Source organism: Rhodospirillaceae bacterium (assembly GCA_018660465.1).
Lineage (GTDB): Bacteria > Pseudomonadota > Alphaproteobacteria > Rhodospirillales > JABJKH01 > JABJKH01.
The window spans coordinates 28,454-48,686 of record JABJKH010000008.1; the positions used below are offsets into that span (position 1 = coordinate 28,454).

Genomic DNA, 20,233 nt, shown 5'->3' on the forward strand with positions numbered 1-20,233 from the left:
TCACTAACGGCTAAGTTCCCGCATGGCTTGATCAAGCCCCTCCAGCGTCATCGGATACATTCTGTCGTCCAATAGGTGCCGGATAATATCGATTGAGACCGTATGTCCCCACCATTGTTGCTTGACCGGGTTCAGCCATATGGCCTTGGGGTAAACATTCAGCAGGCGCTGCATCCACAACCCGCCGGCTTCTTCGTTCCAATGATCCACGGCACCGCCTGCAATCTTGATCTCATATGGGCTCATCGACGCATCTCCGACGAAGATAACTTTGTAGTCTGAACCGTAAGTATGCAGCAGGTCCCATGTGCCGATCCTGTCTCTTTGATAATTTCCATTATCGCGCCAGACATGGTCATAGAGACAATTGTGGAAGTAAAAATGTTCCAGGTGCTTGAATTCACCCCGGGCGGCGGAAAACAGTTCTTCGACCACCCGCACATGGTCATCCATGGAGCCACCGACATCCAGAAACAACAAAACCTTCACCGAATTATGGCGTTCCGGCACCATGTGCAGGTCCAGATACCCCTTCTTCGCCGTTGCATTAATGGTGCCGTCTAGATCCAATTCGGTTGCCGCCCCTTGGCGCGCGAATTTACGCAGCCTGCGCAGCGCCACTTTAATATTACGCGTGCCGATTTCGACGCTGTCATCCAGGTTTTTGAATTCGCGCTTGTCCCAGACTTTCACCGCGCGTCGATTACGTGACTCATTTTGACCAATGCGGACCCCTTCCGGGTTATATCCGAAGGCCCCGAATGGTGACGTACCAGCAGTACCAATCCACTTTGATCCGCCCTGGTGACGTTTCTTTTGCTCAGCCAGACGTTCAGCCAGGGTCTCCATCAACTTGTCCCAGCCGTCCATGGCTTCGATCTGAGCTTTCTCCTCATCGGTCAGAATTTTCTCGGCCATTTTACGCAGCCACTCGTCGGGAATTTCTGTCGTTCCGTCTTCATCTTCCGGTGGTTCCAAACCCTTAAAGACATGACCAAACACCCGGTCAAACTTATCCAGGTTGGTTTCATCCTTCACCAAACAAGACCGGCTCAGGTAATAGAATTCATCTATAGAATATTCGGCGAGACCTTCATCCATGGCCTCCATCAACGTCAGGTATTCGCGCAAACTCACCGGTATTGCAGCGTTTCGAAGCTCCAGAAAGAAGTCGACGAACATTGCGCCCCTCCTACCTTCCTTCGCGCCGATGCAGAAATGCCAGGCGTTCGAACATCTGGACATCTTGTTCGTTTTTCAGCAGCGCGCCGTACAATGGCGGGATCAGGTCGTTCCTATTTTCTGAGCGCAACGTTTCCAGTGGCACGTCTTCGATCATCAGTAGTTTGATCCAATCCAATAGCTCTGACGTGGTCGGCTTTTTCTTTAAGCCCGGCACTTCGCGGATTTCGTAAAACGCGTTCAAGGCCTCTGACACCAAGCGCTTTTGAATTCCAGGATAATGTACATCAATGATCCGGCTCATGGTCTCGGCATCAGGAAACTGGATGTAATGAAAAAAGCAGCGCCTGAGAAATGCATCCGGTAATTCTTTTTCGTTATTTGACGTGATTACAACAATTGGGCGGCTGGTCGCGCGGATGGTTTCCTTGGTCTCATAAACATGGAATTCCATTCGGTCCAATTCCAACAACAGATCGTTGGGGAACTCTATGTCGGCCTTATCAATTTCATCGATCAATAGAACAGGCCGGTCGGTGGCCTCAAAAGCTTCCCACAAACGACCGGGCAAAATGTAATTAGAAATATCATGGACACGCTCGTCGCCAAGCTGAGAATCTCTGAGCCGCGCGACGGCGTCATATTCATAAAGCCCTTGCTGCGCCTTGGTGGTTGATTTGATGTGCCACTGGATGAGATTTTTATCGAGAGCCTTGGCGATTTCGGTCGCAAGAACCGTCTTTCCTGTGCCGGGTTCCCCCTTGATCAACAACGGGCGTTCCAGTTTCACCGCTGCATTGACCGCCACCATTAAGTCTTCAGTGGCAACAAAACTATCCGTTCCCTCAAACCGTTTTTCCATAAGAGCCTTCCCGTCCTTGTGTATGCCCTGAACCTACTCAGCTGGTTCTGGTGCAACCCGATAGCGGCCGACAATTGCGACATTTTCCTGGGTCGGCGTTGTCGGTACCAGTAACCCCAAGATCAGTGATACCACCGCCATACCCGCACCGGCAAAGAAAACCGCCGCGGGTGAAATCACCCAGATAAGCCCGAATGCCGCCGGAATTACCACTGCGGCCGTGTGATTGATGGTGAAGCTAACGCCCATGCTGGACGCGATGTCTTTGGGGTCGGCGATCTTTTGGAAATACGTTTTGATGGCAATCCGCATGGCGAAGAACATGTGATCAAGGATGTAGAGGGCAACGGCAATCCACGCGACCTCGACAAAAGCGTAAGCGGTGAAGATCGCGATCAACCCAACATATTCGATCGTCAGCGTTTTGCGTTCACCCCATTTACCGATCATTTTCCCGATCATCGGGGCAACGACGATGTTCAACGCCGTATTGGCCAGAAACATCAACGCGATATCTTCTGGCTGATAGCCAAATTTTTCGACCATCATGAAGCCGGCAAAGACAAAAAAGATTTGCCGTCTGGCCCCGGCCATAAACGTCAGGCAATAGAACAGCCAGTATTGGGGCCTGAGAACCAATTTCTTATTTTGTTCGGACTTTTCGGGAAAGCGCGGAAAACCGATCCAGATGAAGATCGTAATCAATATGGTCACTCCGCCACTGGCCAGGTACATCCATTTCAGATCTACATTGAATTGAGTGCGTGCGAGATAAATTAGGCCGAAGACAATCAACGCCGCAAACGACCCAATCGCAATGAGCTGACCGAAAAAATGTGGAGATTTTTTCTTATCGATCCATTGCAGGATCAGCGATTGATTTACTGCCTCATAATAATGAAACCCGATGGACGTCAAAACGGTCAGGCAATACAGGCCTATGATAGAAGGAAACATTCCGGTTAACGCCGTACCGATCCCCAACGTCAACAAAGAAATCATCAACAACGGCTGTTCGCGCAGCAGCAACAGCAAGAACACCACCGCAAACGACAAGAATCCCGGAATTTCTCGTATGCTTTGTAAAAAGCCGATTTCAACGCCGGTGAAACCAAGGTTATCAACCGCAAAGTTGTTTAGAAGGACCTGCCAGGTATTGGTTGATATTGCGGTGGCGATGCCAACCAGAACGAACAACACCTCAGGCCGTCGCCAGTTCCCGCGACTGTCCGCAACAAATTGCTTGAGGTCAGAAATAATCAGCAAGGCTTTATGCGCCTAGCGCGGCTTCAATCGCGTCCAGTGCCGCTTGGGCGTTGCCACCATCGGGGCCCCCGGCCTGTGCCATATCCGGGCGTCCGCCACCGCCTTTACCGCCGACAGCACCTGAGCCCGCACGCACAAGGTCAACGGCGTTAATATTCTCAACCAAATCCTCTGTCACGCCGACGACCAAGGAGACCTTGCCATCGTTAACCGCAACCAACGCGACCACACCGGACCCGACTGACTTTTTAATTTCATCTGCCAGACCTTTCAGGTCCTTGGCCGGCATGCCGTCCAACAAACGCGGCGCGAACTTGATGCCGTTCACGTCCTTGACCTCTGCTGCATCGGACCCACCACCGCCGCCCGTTGCCATCTTTTTGCGTACGTCGGCGAGCTCGCGTTCGAGATTTCTGCGTTCCTCTATTAACGATGCCACCCGGCCCGGCACATCCAACGGTGGTACCTTTAGTGCGCCTGCCGTTTGATGGAGAGCCTGTTCCTGTTCTTCGAAATAAGCCTGGGCAGCGGCCCCTGTTACCGCTTCAATGCGCCGAACACCAGAGGCTACCGCACTCTCGGCAATCACTTTTATAAGTCCAATATCGCCAGTGCGCCTTACATGGGTGCCACCGCAAAGTTCAGTCGAGAATGCTTGGGCGTCTTCCAAACCCATGCTCACGACCCGAACTTCGTCGCCGTATTTTTCGCCAAACAAAGCCATGGCACCGGCTTTAACGGCGGAGTCAGGGTCCATCACTCGGGTGGTGACTTCGGCGTTGGCGCGGATTTGTTCGTTCACTGTGGCTTCAACTCGGGCGACCTCATCGGACGCCACGGCCTTGGGGTGGCTGATGTCAAACCGCAAACGATCCGGAGCCACGAGAGAGCCCTTTTGTGTCACGTGATCGCCAAGTTCTTCACGCAAGGCCGCGTGCAATAGATGCGTCGCAGAATGATGCGCCCGCAGAGATGACCGACGTTCAGCATCAACGTCCAGTTCGACCTCGTCCCCAACCGACAGAGCACCGCCTTTAAGAATGCCGACATGGACATGCAGATCGCCGAGTTTCTTCTGCGCATCGGTAACTGTGACTGTGCCGCCGTCGGCGTGCTTCAAAATTCCGGTGTCGCCCATTTGGCCGCCGGATTCTCCGTAAAAGGGTGTTTGGTTCATGACCACGGCAACGCTGTCCCCGTCTTGGGCCTTTTCAACACTCTTGCCGTCCACCACGAGGGCAACTACTTGGCCTTCGGCAGATTCGGTCGCATAGCCTAAAAAGTCTGTCGCACCGACTGCGTCGCGAATATCGAACCAGACATCTTCGGTGGCCGCGTCGCCGGAACCTGACCACGCCTTACGGGCTTCCGCACGTTGGCGTTCCATCGCCGCGTTAAACCCATCAACGGAGACGCTAAGCCCCTTGGATTTTAGCGCATCTTGGGTGAGGTCAAGAGGGAAGCCGTAGGTGTCGTAAAGCCGGAAGGCCGTTTCGCCATCTAACTCTGCGCCGTCCGATAAGTCTGTCGTTGCTTCATCTAATAACTTAAGCCCACGGTCGAGCGTTTTCTTGAACCGGGTTTCCTCGAGTTTAAGGGTCTCCGTAATCAGAGCCTGGGCGCGTATGAGTTCTGGGAACGCCTGCCCCATCTGGCCGACCAATGTCGGAACCAAGCGCCAAATCATCGGCTCCGTGCACCCCATCAACTGAGCATGGCGCATGGCCCGGCGCATGATACGACGGACGACATAACCACGTCCTTCGTTCGACGGCAACACGCCGTCGGCGATGAGAAAACTACTGGCGCGCAGATGATCAGCGATGACACGGTGTGATATACTATGGGCACCATCAGCTTCTACGTCTGCAGCCTCCGCTGAGGCTTCAATCAGGGCCCGGAACATGTCAATGTTGTAGTTGTCGTGGGTGCCTTGCATGACGGCGGCGATGCGCTCTAACCCCATGCCAGTGTCGATGGACGGTTTCGGCAAGTCGACCCGTTCGCCGGGGGATAGCTGCTCGAACTGCATGAACACCAAGTTCCAAATCTCGATGAACCTGTCGCCGTCTTCGTCCGGGCTGCCGGGAGGGCCACCAGGAATGTGGTCACCATGGTCGTAGAAAATTTCTGAGCACGGTCCACAAGGGCCCGTTTCGCCCATCGACCAGAAATTATCGGACGTTGGGATACGAATGATCTTGTTATCAGAAAGCCCGGCGATTTTTTTCCAAAGGTCAAAAGCCTGATCGTCTTCGGCGTAGACCGTTACCAACAGTTTGTCGGCGGGCAGGCCGAATTCCTTGGTGATAAGGTTCCAAGCCAATTCGATGGCCAATTCTTTGAAGTAATCGCCGAAGGAAAAATTGCCGAGCATCTCGAAGAATGTGTGATGGCGTGCCGTGCGACCGACGTTTTCTAAATCGTTATGCTTGCCGCCCGCACGAACGCACTTTTGGGATGTCGCAGCGCGGCTGTAATCGCGGGTTTCAGCCCCGGTAAAGACGTTTTTGAACTGCACCATGCCGGCGTTGGTGAACATCAGGGTCGGGTCATTCAGGGGTACCAGCGGGCTTGAGCTTTCCGCCGTATGGCCGTGAGACTCAAAATAGTCCAAGAAGGCACTGCGTATGTCGTTAACCGTCTGCATCAATTTCCCCCAGGGAGTCTCCAGAATATCTCACCGGATATCCATGGCTCCGTCGAATTCAGGAATCGGTTTTAACGCCTCAGATACGCACTGTCCAGGAACGGCATAGGTCCTAACCCCTTAAAACAAAAGACGGCCCCCAATGCTGAGGACCGTCTTCTTAACCGTATTAAGGGATTAGAACGCGGACTTCTATTCCTCTACGTCCGGACTCTCTTCGCTGCTGGCTTCAATGCTGGCCTCATCGCTATCTTGAGGGGCATCGTCCATTTCGACCTCTCCCGTGCCGTCACCGATGCCGGCCTTTTGGCGGATGATCGATTCGATTTCGTCGGCCATTTCCGGATGTTCCCGCAAATACGTCTTGGCGTTTTCCCGGCCTTGGCCGATGCGTTCGGAATTATAAGAGAACCAGGACCCTGACTTTTCGACAATGCCGTCATTCACGCCAATATCCAGAATCTCGCCCATCTTCGAAATGCCCTCGCCATACATGATGTCGAATTCGACCATCTTGAACGGCGGGGCCAGCTTGTTCTTCACGACTTTGACCCGGGTTTGGTTGCCGACCACTTCGTCGCGGTCCTTAATCGCGCCGATGCGGCGGATTTCGAGCCGTTGGGAGGCATAGAATTTCAGCGCATTACCGCCGGTGGTGGTTTCGGGATTGCCGAACATAACACCGATCTTCATGCGAATTTGATTGATGAAAATGATCATGCAGTTGGATTTAGAAACAGAGGCGGTCAATTTCCGTAACGCCTGGCTCATCAGCCGGGCTTGCAGCCCCATGTGGGAATCGCCCATCTCGCCTTCGATTTCTGCGCGGGGCACCAAGGCGGCGACACTGTCGATCACCAAGATATCGATCGCACCGGAACGCACCAGGGTGTCGGTAATTTCCAATGCCTGTTCGCCGGTGTCAGGTTGCGAGATCAACAGGTCTTCAACGTTCACGCCGAGTTTCTCAGCATAGACCGGATCAAGCGCGTGTTCTGCATCGACAAAGGCACAGGTGCCGCCGACTTTTTGCGCTTCAGCCACGGTGTGTAAAGCCAGGGTCGTCTTGCCGGAGCTTTCAGGGCCATAGACCTCAACGATCCGCCCGCGTGGCAAGCCGCCAATACCGAGCGCAATATCGAGCCCTATCGAGCCTGACGAAATGGCTTCTGTTTCCACCACTTGGTCTGTGCCGAGCTTCATAATCGAGCCCTTGCCGAAAGAACGTTCGATCTGCCCGACCGCCGCCTCCAGCGCCTTAACCTTATCCATATCTTCCTTTTCCACTAAACGTAATGCGGCCTGACCCATATCGTCTCTCCCTTATTCCACAGCGGTTGGCGTGTTGCAATGGGGATCAATGTACATGGTTTGTTCTCATGTGCAACAAGTTTTTATAATACTTTGATAATAAAGTATAATTTGGTTTTTATTCACAGTTTGTTCTGGGAAAAATAGAACATTTCCGAGTTCGCAGGTGGGATAGGAGAACACATGGGTATGGCATCAAAGTCGTTGTATAGAATTGGATTCGCTGGAGGTCGACTTTTCAAGCACATAAACCCACCTCCGCATTCGCAATGTTCTATGATTAAATGTAAATCTAATTTCGCCCCTTATAAATTTCACGAACCAAAGCCTCGGCGACACTTTTTGCCGTTGAGGTTTCTGGATCAGTGAAGACGCCAAAACCACCGGGATTGTAAGATCCATTTACACTATATTCCGCGAGGCGTTTTGAATCTTTTTGGTTTTTTATCACGGCTGTAACATTAAGCTTATTTGCGCCTAACAGCATGCCTGTTAGGGCTCTTTTCTCTGATCTAATTATTTTTATATGGGTAATCTTGATTTCCAGACGCGCAAACCGCCCGCGCGTTATTTTAGTCGAAAGCTCTTCAATGACTGCTGACCTGAGGGCTGAAACTAATTTCGAACTTGGGTAAATTCCCTTTTGCGTATCAACCGATACCTCCGTGATTTCTAAGGTTTTCTGCAAGCCTTCATCCAGTGGCTTTCTTGCAGAAATATCGGTTGAACACGCACCAACGAGAAAAAGCGCTGAAACAAGCACGAACGTATTAATGTTCATAAAACATATCCCCTCGTTTGCTGGGATAGTAGTTCTAAGCTGTTCTGCAGTTTATTCTGACCGCGCGTTCTAGGGCGTTAACCTCACCTTTTGCCGCGGCCAATTCACCTTCCACATCGGCGCCGAACACCGATCCTAAAGGTAAAAGAACAAGAAATACGGTAACCGCGTCAGCAATCGCCGCATTATTTTGTTGATTAACAAGGGTATCCCTTAAAACCCTTTTATCCTTAAGCATGGCTTTTGTATCGCCACAAGACATAGACGCATAGTCACCCGCAGACACACTTACAGGTGCCACACTTGATGCTCTATCGGCGCAGGCTGCCACTGAAAAAGCCAAAAGTAAAATAACAAGATTTCTCATTAGAACGTTTATCCCCCTTGGATCGATAATTTTTAGGCGTGTTCCCCGCGACACGAACCAATTTATACAGCGTACTATTCAGAAAAAAAATGTGACGTCAATAAATTAGATGTGCAAAACAACAATATGAATACGATGGCACTCTATGATCTATAATTTTGGGTGTTATTGCTTCTGCTCAGTACTGGGAAGGTGGTGAAGAAACACCTGAAGGTGCCTAAGCGCATGGCAGGGTCAGGGCTGTGAAACACAAGGTCGGAAACACGGGGTGTAAACATTGAAATTTACACAAACCACAACTGCATCTAAAATCATTCATTAGCGCAGCAAGTTTTTCGATTTGCCATTAGATTAGATTGATCTCGTGAGGGGCCTTCTTCCGTTCGAAGAGGACCAGTGGTAGGATTGGATATAAAGTGAAGGAGCCCCGCCATGTCTAAGTCAAAGCCCAACATTCTATTCATAACATCAGATATGCAACGCGGAGACTGTTTCGGTGCCTTCGAAACAAGAGGTGCCCGTGCGCCCCATGTTGAAATGATGGCCGATTCGGGAACCCGGTTTAGCAACTGCATTACGCCGAACCCGATTTGCATGCCGTCACGCGCCTCAATCTTGACGGGCATGCTGCCGCTCACCCATGGGGTTTACGACAACGGCATTGACCTTGATCCTAATATTGCGGCCAATGGATTTGCTGGCCAGCTCGCTCGGATTGGATACAACACGGGGTTTATCGGCAAGGCCCATTTCTCGACATTTGAAACGTTCAATCCAACCGGCACGCCGGAATGCCGGTTTAGTTCGGCTGACTATGATGAAAACTGGACGGGCCCCTACGCCGGGTTCGAGCACGTCGAGTTGGTGACGATGGGCCACCTCCATCGCAAGCGACCACCCGAAATCCCGCCTCATGGTCAGCATTACGAACATTGGTTTAATGCGCGGAATAAAGATGGCGAAGCGTTTAAACTTCATGCAACCGGGCTGCCCCCTGATACGGGTGCGGCCAACACATGGAATTCTGCCCTGCCCGCTGCGTGGCACACCAGCACATGGGTCGGAGACCGAGCAATTTCTTACCTCCAGGAGCAAAAAGAAAACCCCTTCTGCGCGTGGGTGTCCTTTCCAGACCCGCATCAGCCCTTTGCACCGCCGGAGCCGTGGAGCCGGTTGTATCACCCGGATGAGGTGGACCTGCCGGAACACAGGACCATGGATCTTGACCGACGACCGTGGTGGCATCGGGCCGCCTTGGAAAGTGAACCCCAGATCGATGATGATCGTTTAAGAGAACACCGTAAAAAAGTATCGCGTTTGCCACCACAAACCGATGAACAACTGCGCCATATGACGGCGAATTACTATGGCATGATATCCATGATCGATCACAACGTCGGGCGCATTCAAGCCGCGCTCGAAGATTTGGGATTGGCGGAAAATACCATTGTTATTTACGCCACAGATCACGGCGAATTCCTCGGCGATCACGGCCTCTATCTGAAAGGGCCGATGATGTACGATGGTTTATTGCGTGTTGGTTTGGTGATGACGGGGCCCGGCATTCCTGCCGATAATGTTGTCGACGCCCCGGTCTCGACAATGGATCTATGCGCGACCTTCCTGGACTACGCAGGCGTTGGGAAACTTGATGGCATTCAAAGCGAGACCCTTCGCCCGTTTATAGAAAATCGGGCCGCCAGTCGCGACGTGGCGTATTGTGAATGGAACATGCAGGCCATTCGCGCCGGGGTCGAATTGCATCTGAAGACGGTCAGAACCAAGACCCATAAGCTCACGATGGAACAAATATCTGGTGACGGCGAACTCTATGATTTGTTCAACGATCCAACCGAAATGGACAATCGGTACGGCGACCCGGCGGTAAGCGCCGTGCAGCGCGAATTGGAAGATATGATCAAAGAACGCCCCGGCCCGCTGCTAAATAATCTGCCTGCCGCCGTTGGCATATATTAGAGGGTACCGCCTTGATTTAAAGAAGGATGAGGTCATGCGCGGCCCCTATCCCTCCATAACTTCCTTCACCTTCCCGGCCAGTTTCTTCAGGCTGAACGGTTTTGGCAGAAAGTGGATGTCGGGATCGCGGTCTATTTCGTCGATGAAGACGTCTTCGGCGTAGCCGGACATGAGAATCACTTTGACGTTCGGGAGTTCGTGGCGGACCAGGCGGACCAGGGTGTGGCCGTCCATGCCGGGCATGACCACGTCCGAGACGATTAAGTCGATGGTTTCTTCCGTGCCGTTGATGACATCAAGGGCGGCTTCGCCGTTATCGGCCTCTAGAACGTTGTAGCCTTTGTTGGTCAGCGCGCGGGCCCCAAACATGCGGACGGCGTCTTCATCTTCGACCAATAGAACAGTGCCCTCCCCCGTAAGATCACTATCTGGCGCATCGCCTTCGTCTTTCGGGGAGAAGCGGACTTGGTCTTCGCGGGAGATCGCTTCGCCGTCCGCATCGAACTGTGTCGCCTCATCCGCACCGGCTTCACTGCGCGGCAGATAAACCATAAACGTGGTGCCGGCACCTAAGCCACTGTCGACGAAGATAAAGCCGTCCGACTGATGCACTATTCCATAAACAGTGGAGAGCCCGAGTCCTGTGCCCGCGCCAACGTCTTTCGTGGAAAAGAACGGCTCAAAAATATGATTGATGTTTTCAGGCGAAATGCCCGATCCCGTATCGACCACTTCAACTGTCACATAATCGCCAGCGGGAATAACTTCGTGGGCGCGCGAGACCTGTTTTTCCAGGGTTACAGAATTGGTGCGAATGGTCACCGCCCCGCCGCCGGGCATGGCGTCCCTGGCATTCACAGCCAGGTTAATGATCACTTGGTCGAACTGACCGCGGTCGACACGGATCAGACCTAAGTCCCGACCGTGCTCTATATTAAGATCAATGGTCTCACCGATCAGGCGGCCCAACAAATTAGAGATATCGCCGAGCAGTTCACTAACATCGATCAGTTCCGGCTCCAGGGTCTGCTTGCGGGAGAACGCCAACAGTTGGCGCACCAGATTGGTCGCGCGATTGGAATTTTGTTTGATCTGCATGATGTCGGCGAAGGACGGATCGCCTGGACCATGGCGTTCCAGCAGCAGATCACAGAAGCCAATCATGGCGGTCAGCAGATTGTTGAAATCGTGCGCCACGCCACCTGCCAACTGACCGACGGCCTGCATCTTTTGGGACTGAGCAAATTGAACCTCCAAGTGCTTTTGTTCTGTCGCGTCAATGAAGTGCAGAACCAAGCCTGTAATGTCACCATCGTCATCATCAATGCGGCTGGCATAGAGCGAGACCACCAGTTCGCGTTCCCGCGACGCCGGCATGCGGACTTCTAAATGCGCTGCCCGACTGGCCCCCATGACGATTTTGGAGAGCACACCACCGACTTCGCCACGATCTTCTTGGATCAAGCGATCAGAGAATGGTAGTCCCGCCACCGCGTCCCGATGAACGCCAAGCAGGCTCAAGAACGCGCGGTTGCAGTCGGTGATGTTGCCTTGCAGGTCTATCATGACAATGCCGACGGGGGCTTCTTCAAATTGCCAGCGGGCGGCCTCGCCGCCGACTCCGTCTCGCCGCCACGCCATGTCCTTGAGCACGATTGACCGGCTGTAAACCATATCGCCAGCATCGCCTATTTGCTGCGACTGGATTAAGCAAACCTTGAACGTAGAGCCATCAACCGCGCGCAGAGCGACCTCGCCACGCGAAACATCAACATCACCTTCTTCCCAGACCGGGGTGTTGCTATCGTCATCGTCCAGCGCCACGAACTCGGAGAAACTCCGGCCGATAAGATTTTCATCGTCAGCCAGTCCCAGCCAAGATTTTAAAATTTGATTGGCGTATATGATCCGTCCATTGGCGTCAGCAGAAAAGAAACCTGCCGGCAATTGGTCCAAGAGATCGGCTAAGACTTCTTCTTCGCGGCGTAGAACCGTGTCGATCTGATGACGAGCGGTGACATCTTCCACAACCCATAACATCGTGCCCCAGCCGCCAACGGGTTGGACTGCAAACCGTCTCCACTCAGGGATGCCACTGCTGCCTCCCATAACAGAAAGTTCTTCGTGAGCCCGCGCGCCCAAGGCCGCTTGATTGCGGAGGCGCTGAAGCACTTCACCCGCTTCACTACCGCCATTCAGATGCCGCGCCATTACTTCCAACGGAGGGGGCTTCTTGCCACTGTCTTCACGCGATACTGGGAACATCGCATTGAAGGCGGCATTGGCGTAAATCAAGTCGCCGCTTGATGTGGTGATCAGATGCGCATGAGGACTTTTATCGGCGGCATTGAGCAGGTACTTGGCCGACGGCGCCGCCGATCCATGCCGACCCCACGTCCAAACGAAACCCAGCAGAAACGCCGCAGCCAGACCCGAGAGACCTGAAATTAGTGCCGACACAAGGGTAGATGGATCGGATTGTATATATCCTAAGTAGGCAACACCCCCGACCGACAGCAAACATGCCAGCCCCCACGGCAACAACAAACGCCAAAGGCTTACACCCGGTGCCGCTGCCAAGGGCGCGCTATATTTTGCATGGGGACTATCAGGTGACGTGAACACGTCGAATGCCGCCTTTCTATAGCCAGTTAGTTAAGTTCACCGCGAAGCCGCATCACGTAGCTGATGATTTCGGCGACAGCCATATAATGTTCGTCAGGAATTTCTTCGTCCAATTCAACAGCGGCGTAAAGAGCGCGCGCAACCGGGGCATTTTCAACGACGGGAATGTCGTTTTCTTCCGCGACCTCCCTGATCCGGAAAGCCAGCGTATCCATTCCCTTCGCCACCAGCACAGGGGCCGTCATTTCAGACATATTATATTGCAGCGCGACTGCGTAATGGGTCGGGTTGGTAACGACCACATCGGCCTCTGGCACAGCGGCCATCATGCGCTGTTGCGCGCGTTCCATGCGAATTTGTCTAATCTTACCTTTTACTAAAGGATCACCTTCGGACTGCTTGTGTTCGTCCTTGACCTCTTGCGGGCTCATTTTTAGATCCTGAGTATGAGTATATTTCTGCCACGCGAAGTCGAGCAAAGCGATGGCCGTCATGACAACGACGGTCGCAACCGTCATTTCAATGGCAATGGCCTGAATTTTCTCGATAATGGTTGTTAGCTCCATCGTTGGAACGCTCTCGATATCGCTCAACAATGGAATAGACAAACCGAAAGCAATTGCCCCAACCACCACAATCTTTGTTATGCCTTTGATGAATTCGACCCACCCCTTGGGGCCAAAAAGCTTCTTAGCGCCAGATACTGGAGAAACTTTGCTGAATTCGGGCTTTATTTTTGACGGTGCCCAGACAAGTCCTGCCTGCATCACGTTGGACGCCAATGCCAAGACGATTAACAACAGCAGAATCGGTATCATCGCGATAAGGAGATCGATGCCAACGCCGGCGAAAAGGTTCTGTAACCCCGGGGGACTGACTTCGAAAGCATGGGGGCTTTCAATGAATTTCATGGCCATTGCTTTAATGTCAACGGCGAGCCTCGGAAACAACGAAAACAGTCCTACCGCCCCTCCCATCAAAATAGCCCAACTTTTAATTTCGTTTGAGCTCGGAACATTACCTTTGCTCCGCGCCTCAGATAATCGTTTGGCAGTCGGGTCTTCTGATTTTGAAGCTTGGTCTTCGTCAGCCATATCTTATCCTAATACCAAGAAACATTGGCCTTACGGGGCCAAAAACATAACAAAGCCGTCCTGAAAATACTTCATGAACACCATCATGATCGCCGGCAGAGCCAGCATCAAGGTTATGATCTGCATTAAGAGTTGCAACGGCAACCCGATGAAGAAAATTGGCAGCATCGGCATCAACCGGCCCAAAATTCCGAGGCCCAGATAATAAGTCAATGACGTCACCATCAAAGGGGACGCTATGCGGAGGGCCAAATTAAAGCTATCAGCAACCTTGCGGGCAATTAAATGCACGGCATCGCCACCAACCATCACCTTACCCGGTTCAAACAGACCATAGCTATCGACTAACGCCCGCAGCATCAGATGATGGGTATCGGTCACGATTACCAAAAGCAGTCCAACGAGGCTTAGAAATCCAGAAATCAAAGATGACTGCTGGTCTGCGATGGGGTCGCGGACCATCGCATTCGCCAGGGAGGAAAATAGTGCGATAAAGCTACCTGCCGATTGTAAGCAGGCAATTAAAATGACCCCAATTGCACCGAAATAAAGCCCAATGATTATTTCACCCATGATCATCAGTGCAAGTTCTATAGGCGTCGCGGCCAATGGTGGAAGATAACGTGCCAGGGGTGGCGTTATGACAAAACAAATGCCGATCGCGATAACCAAACGCATGCGCACGGGCACCCACGCAGAACTAAAACCCGGCAATACAGAAATCGCCGAGCCAACGCGAGCGAATACCAAAAAATACGTATATATATTGAGGTTAATAAATTCCGCCAGCATGATTGGCTACTGATCTAGACATAACATGCGGCACTAACCCATTGTCGCAATTCTTTCGAACAGTGATTTCGAGAAATCAATCACTGTCGTCATCATAAATGGCAACAACACAATCACCGCCGTGAAAATAACAATAATCTTTGGAACGAACGTTAGGGTCATTTCCTGAATGGTGGTCAATGCTTGGAACAACGCAATAACCAAGCCCACCAGCATGCCGGCAATCATGATTGGCCCTGCAGCCTTTAAAATCACCGTTAAGGCTTCTCTGCCAATTTCGACGACGGTAACCTCATTCATTGAGGAATTCCTCCAGAAAATTAGGTGCTGCTCGAGTGTTTTTAATCCAACACTAGGTCGGCTAACACTAGACCGGGCCGCTACATGGGCATGCGGAGGATTTGCTTATAAGATTCGATAACCTTGTCACGGACGGCGACCACGGTTTGCAAGGTCAGTTCCGCCTCTGCGACTGCCGTCACGACACTGCTTAAGTCCGCCTTGTCAGTAACACCGGCAAGGGTCTTCTGCTCACCTTCACGGCCAATCTCGGCGGCCTGCTTCAGCGCGCCCTTGACCAATTCAGAGAATTCATCACCCGTACCGTTATCCCGAGCATCAAGACCTTCGGTGGATTTGCTTGTCGGTTTCGCCGCATTGGCGTAGGCGTTGACAGCACCTGTAAAGCTTTGTGTCGGATCTACCATTTTAATCTCTTACCCGTTATTTACGACCCACGAATTGAATTTTAAAGAGGCTACCCAACCTCTTTGCCCTAAATGACTAGCGCCAAATGATTAGCGCCAAATAATTAGCGCAAGACATCAATGGTCTGAGTCAACATTGCCTTAGAAGCCCGTATCACGGAGATATTGGCTTCATAGGACCTTTGCGCCTCTCGCATATCCATCATTTCCACAAGTATTTTCACATTCGGTGTTTGCACATAGCCGTCTGCATCCGCTGCCGGATGGGCCGGATCATATTGCTTACCGAAATCCGAATTATCAGGTTTAACTTTACCGATTCGCACTGTTTCAAGTCCGATTCTACGGTCTAGTTCATTCTCAAACGTCACGACTTTGCGTCTGTAAGGCGTGTCGTTAGGCGACTGTGGCAGGGATTCGGCGTTGGCGATGTTTTCTGAGATCACCCGGAGCCGGTGCCCCTGCGCCCGCATACCCGCAGCCGAAATCTTCATTGTTTTTAAAATATCATCCATCGCCGTATTCCTGTCTTAATGATCGCTTCCGTTAACCCTATTTTCTGCCGAGGGCCATGCGGAACATGTTCAAATGTTTCTTATAAAGTTCCGACGTTAATTTATGCTTAGCTGTCGTTTCCGCGACCTTCATCATTTGCTCTTCCAAAACGACCGCATTCCCTTGCGGTGCTGTTTCAAAAGGCTTGTGGGTCTCTTCTGAGTCAAAATCAGCGATGCGCTTGCGCTGCCCTTCCAAGTGCTGTGGGTTCTCAACGCTCATATTCAGCGCGCTGTTTTGACGGCGAATCAAATCCTCAAACTCGAAGGGCCTCAGGTCCTTCGGCTTATAGCCAGGCGTATCCGAATTCGAAATGTTCGACGCAAGAACTTCCTGACGCTCCGTCAGCCATTCCATGCGCTTTTTGATAACACTGAAAATCGGTATTTGATTGAAATCCATAAGGGATTTTGGCCTCTTGCTTCAGACTCTATATTTCAGTCTAGATAATCACGTCGGGATGGTAGACCATAGGTACTTAATTGAATCTTAAAATTCGGAAATATTCGGCGATAAAGGAGACCTCAATGCACACTGCTAAGGGCTTTTTCATTGCCATGGCCATATTTACGATTTGGACTCTGGGGACAGCGCCGGCTACTGCCGCTGACCGTGCCTGTACGTTCGGTTTTGTTGAAGGCCCTTCCCTATTTCAGCCAGCAGCCTTCCAGTTGGCATCTGTTCCAAAAGGAAACGTAAAAATCACCTTTATTGGCCACTCAACTTTCGTCCTCGAATCGCCCGCCGGAATCACTCTCGCCACTGACTTCAACGGCATTCACACACCCAAAATACCGCCCACGATTGTGACCATGAACAATTCCCATAGCTCGCACTATACAGATGTGTTCAGCCCCAAAACTTCCTTCGTGCTGAGAGGCTGGGACCCGAACGGCGGCATTGCCAAACATGATATTAAAACTAAGGATATGCGGGTTTATAACGTGCCGACGAATGTCGAGAGATTTAGCGATAGACTAACCAACAAAAATTCAATTTTCGTCATAGAAACCAATGGCTTATGCTTCGCCCACATGGGTCACCTCCATCACGTAATTGGCTCGAAGCAAAGCCGGGCATTAGGCCGGACGGACGTGTTATTTATTCCCATTGATGGCCTTATGACCATGAGCTTCGAAGAGGTTATGCTGTCGATCAAAAAAATCTCGCCGAAATTGGTCATCCCAATGCATTTTTTTAGCGAAACCGATTCCCACAGCTTTCTTCAATTCCTCAATAAAAAATTTCCGGTCAAGACCACCAAGCAAACATCTGTGCTTATCAACCGGCGATCCCTGCCCAAAACGACCGAAATTTTACTGCTAAACGCTGAATTCTGGAGCGGAGTGGCCGGCGAAGACTGACCAATAGAACTCGTTATCAATTGAACGTGTTTTTTAAAACCTCAGCCAATCTTTCTGTCTTAACCGGCTTGTGTAAGATAGAGAGCCCGGCTTCCTTAATAAACTTGAGACGGTCAGGTGAGGTATCCCCAGTTAGAATAATCCCCGGAATTTGGTGTTCTGACTCGCCCTGCAACGTCTTGATTACTTGAATACCATCCATATGCCCGGCCAACCGTAAATCAGAAATGATGATCTTCGGAGTGACATTATTTTTACGGAGGAGCCCTTGTGCTTCCTCAAACGAATTTGCCGCCAGCGTGTTGTATTCCCAGGATTCGAGGCGAAGTTTTAGGCTTTCCAAAACGCTGGGATCGTCATCGATCAACAGAACTGTTTTTGAGTCCATATCTTTTTGTACCGTTGACATGGGTTCCGGTTCGGCCAGCAGTTCTTGGCCCTCAAGCGGGAGAATACTGATCGCAAACGTGGTTCCTCGACCTTCCTCTGATGCCACCGTCAAGGGAAGGCCAAGGAGGTCGGCCGTTCTTTTTGCGATCGCCAGGCCGAGCCCTAAACCCTTTGTCCGGTCACGGTGTTGATTTCCCACCTGATAAAATTCATCAAATATATTACCGACCTTATCACTCGGAATTCCAATGCCGGTGTCTGTCACTTCTATATTTATCCGACCGCCAGATTGGCGGGCAGCGAAGCTGATCTTACCATTTTCCGTATAACGTATGGCGTTGCCCAAAAAGTTACTCAAAATTTGACTTAAGAGTGCTTCGTCACACCGGACTCTATATTCAGCCGCCTCCATGCTGAAATTAAGTCCCTTGGCCTTGGCCTGAGCTTCAAACTGACCAAACAATCGTGACATCAAAGCATCAAGACCAAAGTCCGATAAGTTCGGCGTAAGAGTCCCGGCGTCTAACTTGGAGATTTCCAGCAATGACGAGAATAATCCATCCAAAGCCGTCACCGAGTCATTCATTCGACCGACAAGTGTTTGAATGGTTTCATCCTTACCCACTGACGTCGCGAAAAGCTTATCCTCCAGCACAGATAGAAACATCCCAAGAGCCTGGAGGGGTTGTCGGACGTCGTGACTGGCAGATGCGAGAAACGTTGTTTTGGCTTGATTGGCAGACTCCGCTTCCAATCTTGCCGTTATCAGGTCTTGTTCGGATTCTTTGCGGGCAGTTAGATCATGCAACGTTCCGATATATTTTATTTTGTCGGTAGACGTAAATTTATTAACGGTTAAATCCATGGGAAAGGTTGTACCGTCCTTACGTTTCCCCAAAACTTCGCGCCCAATGCCAATAATTTTTTCTTCCCCGGTTTCGTGATAGTTGGAAAGATAGCTGTCATGCTCATTATGGTACGGGTCAGGCATGAGAATTTTTACGTTCTTGCCGATTAATTCCTCCGCCGCATAGCCAAACATCTCTTCCGTCATGGGATTTACTGTCTCAATTTCGCCACCTTCCGTGATCGTAATGATGCCTTCCGCCATGCTACTGAACATAAGACCAAGCTGTTCATTTTGGTCGCGGATTTGGTCTTCAGCTTCCTTGCTGTCACTTATGTCGACGCGCATAGAACACAAAGCCGGTTCACCGTCCCAATCAATCATAAACGCGCGCCGACGAACCCAGAGTTCTGTTCCGTCTTTTTTGACGCCCTTGTATTCGCGGTCCAGCGGTACGTCACTTCCTTTCAAATGGTCGTCGTAACCCGTGATGTGATTAGGCAACTGCAGTTCGATTGTTGATGAAAGCGCAAGAATTTCATCAGGCGACGCGTAACCATACATATCCGCCAAAGCCTGATTAGCGTAGAGGGGGCGATAATTTTGGTGGACTAAAACGCCTTGGTTTGCGCTGTCTAGGATGGACTGAAGCCGTTGCTGACTTTTACTCAGCTCTTCTGTCCTTTCGCTCACACGGTCTTCCAACTCGTCGTGGGATTTCTGAAGCGCTAAATGGGACTGCCTAAGTTTTTCCTGCATCTCGTTAATTGCGGAAACAAGACCGTCCAGTTCATCTTGTTTCGAAGGGGAGGAAACCGCACGATCTAACTTCAGACTTTCAGCACCCCCACCTAATTCCAAACGTCGGGCATACGCCGTCATGGTTGCAAGATGGCGCGTCACTAAGACGCCAAAGAGAATAGAAATGAAGAATGCAACGAGAAATGTTTTAATGCCATTCGACAGTAAAACGACGCCGACCCGGTCCAGTAATCTGGCATAAATAGCATCCTTGTCGGCATGGACCACCAAAATGCCGATCTTAATATTTCTACCTAACTGATTGAAAACAATGTCGTAATTTTTACGAATAATATTCGAAATGGTCCTCGTCCCACTTGACGCCAGGATATTACCCTTATAGCTCACTTCCGCGAATTCGACGCCTTTCAGTGCCAAAATACCATTTAATGAAATCTCGAGCTGTTTTGTATCGACGTTCCAAATTGCTTCTGTGATGCTTGGAATACTGGTTACACCAATTTGCCGAAATTCGTCTTGAATAGAATCAAGATCATGTTCGTACTCACGATAAAGCTGAAGCCCCGTCGTCAGGAATGTAATTGCCGAACTGAATAAAATAACGAGAATAATAAGCTTTCGGCTCAGCCTTTTCTCAAACTTTATTTCAGACATAATACCTGCTTAATTCTAAAATTATTAGATTGCTCAGCTACATCTTT

At 51.0% G+C, this 20,233-nt stretch carries 17 protein-coding genes; 2 read left to right on the forward strand and 15 right to left on the reverse strand.

Going from position 1 to position 20,233, the window contains the following annotated elements:
• Positions 1-3 precede the first annotated feature (3 nt).
• The 7 genes from HOM51_01465 to HOM51_01495 form a co-directional block, all read right to left on the reverse strand.
• A complete protein-coding gene (locus tag HOM51_01465; protein MBT5033163.1) occupies positions 4-1,182 on the reverse strand; it encodes a VWA domain-containing protein in 1,179 nt (392 codons plus the stop codon).
• A gap of 10 nt (positions 1,183-1,192) precedes the next feature.
• Positions 1,193-2,044, reverse strand: coding sequence for a MoxR family ATPase (locus HOM51_01470; protein MBT5033164.1), 852 nt, complete (start codon positions 2,042-2,044; stop codon positions 1,193-1,195).
• A gap of 33 nt (positions 2,045-2,077) precedes the next feature.
• Positions 2,078-3,301, reverse strand: a complete 1,224-nt coding sequence (locus HOM51_01475) for an MFS transporter (GenBank protein ID MBT5033165.1) — start codon at positions 3,299-3,301, stop codon at positions 2,078-2,080.
• Between the two features lie 13 nt (positions 3,302-3,314).
• The gene (gene alaS, locus HOM51_01480; protein MBT5033166.1) at positions 3,315-5,960 is read right to left on the reverse strand and encodes an alanine--tRNA ligase; all 2,646 of its coding nucleotides are present in this window, start codon (positions 5,958-5,960) and stop codon (positions 3,315-3,317) included.
• A gap of 192 nt (positions 5,961-6,152) precedes the next feature.
• Positions 6,153-7,271, reverse strand: a complete 1,119-nt coding sequence (recA, locus tag HOM51_01485) for a recombinase RecA (GenBank protein ID MBT5033167.1) — start codon at positions 7,269-7,271, stop codon at positions 6,153-6,155.
• Between the two features lie 292 nt (positions 7,272-7,563).
• A complete protein-coding gene (locus tag HOM51_01490; protein ID MBT5033168.1) occupies positions 7,564-8,052 on the reverse strand; it encodes a hypothetical protein in 489 nt (162 codons plus the stop codon).
• A gap of 34 nt (positions 8,053-8,086) precedes the next feature.
• On the reverse strand, positions 8,087-8,419 hold the full coding sequence (locus tag HOM51_01495; GenBank protein MBT5033169.1) for a hypothetical protein: 333 nt from the start codon (positions 8,417-8,419) through the stop codon (positions 8,087-8,089).
• A gap of 432 nt (positions 8,420-8,851) precedes the next feature.
• Here HOM51_01495 and HOM51_01500 point away from each other — a divergent pair, with 432 nt between their 5' ends.
• Positions 8,852-10,396 carry a sulfatase-like hydrolase/transferase gene (locus HOM51_01500; protein ID MBT5033170.1) on the forward strand — a complete coding sequence of 515 codons (1,545 nt, stop codon included), beginning with the start codon at positions 8,852-8,854 and terminating at the stop codon, positions 10,394-10,396.
• A 45-nt stretch (positions 10,397-10,441) separates the two neighbouring features.
• Here the strand turns inward: HOM51_01500 and HOM51_01505 are convergent, their stop codons facing one another.
• The 7 genes from HOM51_01505 to HOM51_01535 form a co-directional block, all read right to left on the reverse strand.
• On the reverse strand, positions 10,442-12,943 hold the full coding sequence (locus tag HOM51_01505) for a PAS domain S-box protein (protein MBT5033171.1): 2,502 nt from the start codon (positions 12,941-12,943) through the stop codon (positions 10,442-10,444).
• A 104-nt stretch (positions 12,944-13,047) separates the two neighbouring features.
• Positions 13,048-14,115 carry a flagellar biosynthesis protein FlhB gene (gene flhB / locus HOM51_01510; protein MBT5033172.1) on the reverse strand — a complete coding sequence of 356 codons (1,068 nt, stop codon included), beginning with the start codon at positions 14,113-14,115 and terminating at the stop codon, positions 13,048-13,050.
• 30 nt (positions 14,116-14,145) lie between these two features.
• Positions 14,146-14,907, reverse strand: coding sequence for a flagellar biosynthetic protein FliR (gene fliR, locus HOM51_01515; protein ID MBT5033173.1), 762 nt, complete (start codon positions 14,905-14,907; stop codon positions 14,146-14,148).
• Positions 14,908-14,940: 33 nt separating this feature from the next.
• On the reverse strand, positions 14,941-15,207 hold the full coding sequence (gene fliQ, locus HOM51_01520; protein ID MBT5033174.1) for a flagellar biosynthesis protein FliQ: 267 nt from the start codon (positions 15,205-15,207) through the stop codon (positions 14,941-14,943).
• Positions 15,208-15,287: 80 nt separating this feature from the next.
• Positions 15,288-15,614, reverse strand: coding sequence for a flagellar hook-basal body protein FliE (locus tag HOM51_01525; protein ID MBT5033175.1), 327 nt, complete (start codon positions 15,612-15,614; stop codon positions 15,288-15,290).
• A gap of 104 nt (positions 15,615-15,718) precedes the next feature.
• Positions 15,719-16,129 (reverse strand): flagellar basal body rod protein FlgC, encoded by a 411-nt coding sequence (gene flgC, locus HOM51_01530; protein MBT5033176.1) that lies wholly within the window; start codon positions 16,127-16,129, stop codon positions 15,719-15,721.
• Between the two features lie 37 nt (positions 16,130-16,166).
• Positions 16,167-16,571, reverse strand: a complete 405-nt coding sequence (locus HOM51_01535) for a flagellar basal body rod protein FlgB (GenBank protein MBT5033177.1) — start codon at positions 16,569-16,571, stop codon at positions 16,167-16,169.
• Positions 16,572-16,696: 125 nt separating this feature from the next.
• Between HOM51_01535 and HOM51_01540 the strand changes: the two genes are divergently transcribed.
• Entirely contained in the window at positions 16,697-17,533 is an 837-nt protein-coding gene (locus HOM51_01540) for an MBL fold metallo-hydrolase (protein MBT5033178.1), read from the forward strand.
• A 16-nt stretch (positions 17,534-17,549) separates the two neighbouring features.
• Here HOM51_01540 and HOM51_01545 read toward each other — a convergent pair whose 3' ends face one another.
• Positions 17,550-20,186, reverse strand: a complete 2,637-nt coding sequence (locus HOM51_01545; protein MBT5033179.1) for a PAS domain S-box protein — start codon at positions 20,184-20,186, stop codon at positions 17,550-17,552.
• Positions 20,187-20,233: the final 47 nt, after the last annotated feature.